This window comes from Dyella sp., assembly GCF_035685885.1.
Lineage (GTDB): Bacteria > Pseudomonadota > Gammaproteobacteria > Xanthomonadales > Rhodanobacteraceae > Dyella.
In genome coordinates, this window is sequence record NZ_DASRZX010000031.1 from 1 (window position 1) to 4,748 (window position 4,748).

The window sequence follows — 4,748 nt, forward strand, 5'->3', positions numbered from 1 at the left end:
GGCGAAAGCGACGTTCGGCATACGCAGCGTTAGCTCGAACCTCACCAAGCAGGGCTATCGGCAGTTCTTCGTCAACGGCAAGCCCTTGCTGATCCGCGGTGGCGGCTGGGCGCCGGACATGTTCCTGCGCGATGACCCCGCCCGCATGGAAGCCGAGTTCAGCTATGTCCTCAACCTCGGGCTCAACACCATCCGCAGCGAGGGCAAGCTGGAAAACCAGCGCTTCTACGATCTCGCCGATCGCAACGGCATCCTGATCCTGGCGGGCTGGGAATGCTGCGACAAATGGGAATCGGCAGCCAAGACCGGCGGCGCCACCTGGACGGCTGCCGACTTGAAGGTGGCCGAAGCCTCCATGGCCAGCGAAGCACGTCTGCTTCGCAACCATCCTTCCGTGATCGGCTTCCTGATCGGCAGCGACAACGCACCGCCGCCAGCCATCGCGAAGATGTATGTCGACACGCTGCACGCCGCAGACTGGTCGTTGCCCATCGTCTCGGCGGCCGTTCCGCAGGGCACGGCCGAAACCGGCCCCTCCGGCCTGAAGATGGCCGGGCCGTACGACTGGATACCGCCTTCGTATTGGTATGCCGACAAGCTGGGTGGTGCGTTTGGCTTCGATTCCGAAGTCAGTGCGGGCGCCGACATACCGCGGCTGGAAGACGTGACCCGCATGTTGTCGCCGCAGGAGCAGGAAGCGCTGTGGAAATATCCGGAACAACGGCAATACCACGCCTCCGCGGACTGGTCGACGTTTGCCGTGCTGACGCCGTTCGACAGGGCACTGGCCGCTCGCTACGGCGCGCCGACGAGCCTTGCCGACTATGTCGCCAAGGCCCAGCTCGACAACTACGACAACGTTCGCGCGCAGTTCGAAGCGTTCAACGCGCGCATGGATGCCGCCAAGCCGGCGACCGGTGTCATCTACTGGATGCTCAACAACGCGTGGCCGTCGTTGCACTGGCATCTGTACGACTACTACATGAATCCCGCTGGCGCCTACTTCGGCGCCAAGAAAGCCAACGAAGCGGTGCATATCCAGTATTCGTACGACTCCAGGGCCATCGTGCTGGTGAACCACACACTGGATGATGCCCACGGCCTGCAGGCGAACATCCGCGTGCGCAACCTGGACGGCAGCGTGCGTTACGAAAAGCACGTGCCGGATATCGACGTCACCGGCAACCGCACGCGGCAACTGGAAACACTGCCGGCCATCGCCGGTCTGTCCGCCACGTATTTCGTCGAGCTCGACCTGAGCGCTTCCGATGGCGCGCCGCTCAGTCGCAACGTGTACTGGCTGTCCACCAAGGCGGACGTACTCGACTGGGCGAACTCCAACTGGTACCTCACGCCGCTGACGCAGTACGCCGACTTCACGGCGCTCAAGTCACTGCCGGCAGCCACCAGCGAGGTCCACGCCACCACGCGGCATGACGGAAAAGACGACGTCACCACGGTGACGCTGTCGGTGCCCGCGTCGTCCAAAGCCGTGGCGCTGTTCCAGCACGTATCGATCAAGCGCGGTGCGAAGGGCGATCTTGCGCTGCCCATAACGTGGAATGACAATGACGTCACGCTGTGGCCAGGTGAATCCATCGTGCTGACTGCGCGATACGCAGCCCAGGGAATGGCGGTACCGGTAGTCGAAGTGAGTGGATGGAACGTTCCCGCTCAAAGCGTTCCGGCGGCCGCCGCGAAGTGACCAGAACATTGAAGAGGCAGGGGCTTCCATGTCGCGCGTGACCATCAACGATGTCGCCCGTGCCTCGGACACCTCGAAGAAAACCGTGTCGCGCGTGCTCAACGACGAGCCGAACGTGCGCGACGAAGTACGGCAGCGCGTGCTTGCCGCGGTGGCGCAGCTCAACTACCGGCCGCTCACCTCGGCGCGCAGCCTGGCGACCAACCGCTCCTTCTCCATCGGCCTGCTCTACGACAACTTGTCGCCGAGTTACATCATGGAAGTGCAGGCCGGCGTGCTCGAGGCCTGCGAGGCCAGGCAGTACAGCATGATGGTGCAGCCGCTGGTGTCGACGGCGCCGGACTTCGTCGAGCGCGTCGAGGGCATTCTTTCGCGGCACCAGCCCGACGGACTCATCCTCACGCCGCCCATCACCGATCATGCGAAGTTGCTGGAGCACCTGCGCAAGCTCGATCTTCCGTTCGCCTCGATTGCTCCGATCCGGTCCAAGGGCTGCATCGGCGTGATGCTGCGCGAGCGCGAAGCGGCAGCGGCGATGGTGGATCATCTCGTGTCGCTGGGTCATCGCCGCATCGCGCATATCCTTGGCGACCCCAAACACGGCGCAGGTATCTGGCGCCTCGCCGGCTATCGCGATGGCCTGCAGCGCGCGGGGCTGAAGGAGAATGCGTCGTACATGGTGCAGGGCCAGTTCTCCTTTGCCTCCGGCGTGGCCGCGGCCCGGCGGCTGCTCGCGTTGAAGCAGCGGCCAACAGCCATCTTTGCGGCCGACGACGATATGGCCGTCGGTGCGATCTGGGCGGCGGCGGAAGCAGGCGTATCCGTTCCTGCCGAGATATCCATCTGCGGCTTCGACGACACCACCATTGCCACGCAGGTGTGGCCGCCGTTGACCACCATCCACCAGCCCGTGCGGGAGATGGGCAAGCGCGCCACCGAAGAACTGCTGCTGCGCGTGCTTGGGAAGGGAGAGGCCCGCATGGTAGAAGTCGGTTACGAAATCCGCTTGCGCGCATCGACGGCACCCGCGCCCTGAGCCGGGGCCATCCGGCAACCACGCGACCGATTCACGGGAGAACCGCTAGATGACAGCCACGCCAGACGCCAGCCACCCGCCGCGGAAGTTCCACTTCATCTCCGGGTTGCCGCGCGCCGGCACCACCTTGCTGGCTGCCATCCTCAACCAGAATCCGCGCTTTCGCGCCGGCATGACCAGCCCGCTTGCCGACATCATGGGCGTGGTGATCGCCGAAGCCAGCAGCAAGAACGATTTCTCGTTCGACGTCTCCGACGCGCAGCGCGTCGCCGTGTTGCGCGGGCTGGTGGAGAACTTCTACTCGGTGGATTCCAGCGCGGGCGTGGTGTTCGACACCAGCCGGCTATGGTGCAGCCGCATGCAGCTACTCAACACGCTGTTTCCCGGCGTCAAGGTCATCGCATGCGTGCGCCAGCTGGCGTGGGTGCTGGACAGCATGGAGCGCCTGGTGCAGCGGCAACCGGTCAGCGTCAGCAAGGTGTTCCGCTTCGACACCAACACCACGGTGTACTCACGCGTGGAAGCCTTGACCGACCCGCGCGGCATGGTGGGCTTCGCCTTCCAGGCCACCAAGGAAGCGTTCTTCGGCCCCTATGCGCACGACCACCTGCTGATGCTGACCTACGAAAGCCTGGTGCGCGATCCGGCCACGGCGCTGCGCGCGGTCTACCGGTTCCTCGACGAACCCTGGTTCGAACACGACTTCGACCGCATCCAATACAACGCGGATGAGTTCGACGCGCGCGTCGGCATGCCCGGCCTGCACTCCGTTCGACCCAAAGTGGAATCGATCGAACGCCAGCCCATCCTGCCGCGCGACGTCTTCGGTCGCTTCGCCAATGAGGCGTTCTGGATGGATCCGAAGAACAACGTCAACCAGGTTCCCATCGTGTAGGTAGTGGGGCCTCGGCCGCAGGGTCTGGATCTGGAAATAGGGAGGGTCCAGATGGGTTCCATTTTGGCAATTCTCGTTGTGGTCCAAGGGGGAAGTGGCGGGAACGGCGAGGTTAAGCTCACGAGCTCTGGCTTGCTCGATGTGGTCAGCCAACGGAAACCCGAGGTGGTTGCTTGGCGGCGAACTGCCCTTGACCCCTCGTCGTTGTAACGACTGCGAAACGTCCATGTGTCGTTGCAGCGGTGCACGGTGTGTTGAGGTGTCGACCTCACTCAGATAAGTGCCGCGAATGACCAGAAGCTTCCGGGTCTGTTCCGGACACGGAATTCGCGCCCATGAGAAAGAGCGGCATAGCTGCAGACTGCTGCCACCTCGTGTCAGCAGAAGCGGCGATGCGGCGCTCCAGATGATGGGTATGCACCGCGCTTGCTGGCATCATGGACTTCCCCACCCTACGTCTTGACCACGAACATGTCGTCCCGCTCCCACGTTGCGCAGATGGCGCTGGCCGTTGGCGCGCTGCTGATCGCCATGGTGTCGTACCAGTGTGGCGCGTCGCTGGCCAAGCATCTGTTTCCGCAGGTCGGTGCGCAGGGTGCCACGGCGTATCGCCTGGGGCTCAGTGCGCTGGTGCTGTTGCTGTGGCGGCGGCCATGGCGTCGATGGGGTGGCCGGCGCGATCGCATGGCCTTGTGGGGCTACGGCCTCTCGATGGGCGTGATGAACCTGGTGTTCTACATGGCGCTGCGCACGATTCCGCTGGGCATCGCGGTAGCGCTGGAATTCACCGGGCCGCTGGCGCTGGCGATGTTCGGTTCACGGCGGCTGATCGATTTCGTGTGGATCACGCTGGTGGTGATCGGCCTGATCCTGCTGCTGCCGATCCAGGGTCAGGTGCAGGCACTGGATCCCGTGGGCGTGATGTATGCGCTGGCGGCCGGCGTGGGTTGGGCGTTGTACATCATCTTCGGCCGGAAGACGGGCGTGACCTACGGCGCCGATGCGGTGACCCTGGGCACGTCGATCGGCGCGCTGGTGGCGATTCCGTTCGGCGTCGTGCACGCCGGTGCGGCCTTGCTTTCGCCGGCATTGATGCCCTACGCGCTGGGCGT

General features: G+C 64.2%; 4 protein-coding genes. All 4 read left to right on the forward strand.

Going from position 1 to position 4,748, the window contains the following annotated elements:
• A partial coding sequence (locus tag VFG49_RS03925; RefSeq protein WP_324858204.1) for a glycoside hydrolase family 2 protein occupies positions 1-1,705 on the forward strand: 1,705 nt, incomplete at its 5' end.
• Positions 1,706-1,733: 28 nt separating this feature from the next.
• Positions 1,734-2,741 carry a LacI family DNA-binding transcriptional regulator gene (locus VFG49_RS03930; RefSeq protein WP_324858205.1) on the forward strand — a complete coding sequence of 336 codons (1,008 nt, stop codon included), beginning with the start codon at positions 1,734-1,736 and terminating at the stop codon, positions 2,739-2,741.
• A 49-nt stretch (positions 2,742-2,790) separates the two neighbouring features.
• Positions 2,791-3,636, forward strand: coding sequence for a sulfotransferase (locus VFG49_RS03935; RefSeq protein WP_324858206.1), 846 nt, complete (start codon positions 2,791-2,793; stop codon positions 3,634-3,636).
• Positions 3,637-4,107: 471 nt separating this feature from the next.
• Positions 4,108-4,748: EamA family transporter (locus VFG49_RS03940; RefSeq protein ID WP_324858207.1), on the forward strand; the 641-nt coding region annotated here is incomplete at its 3' end.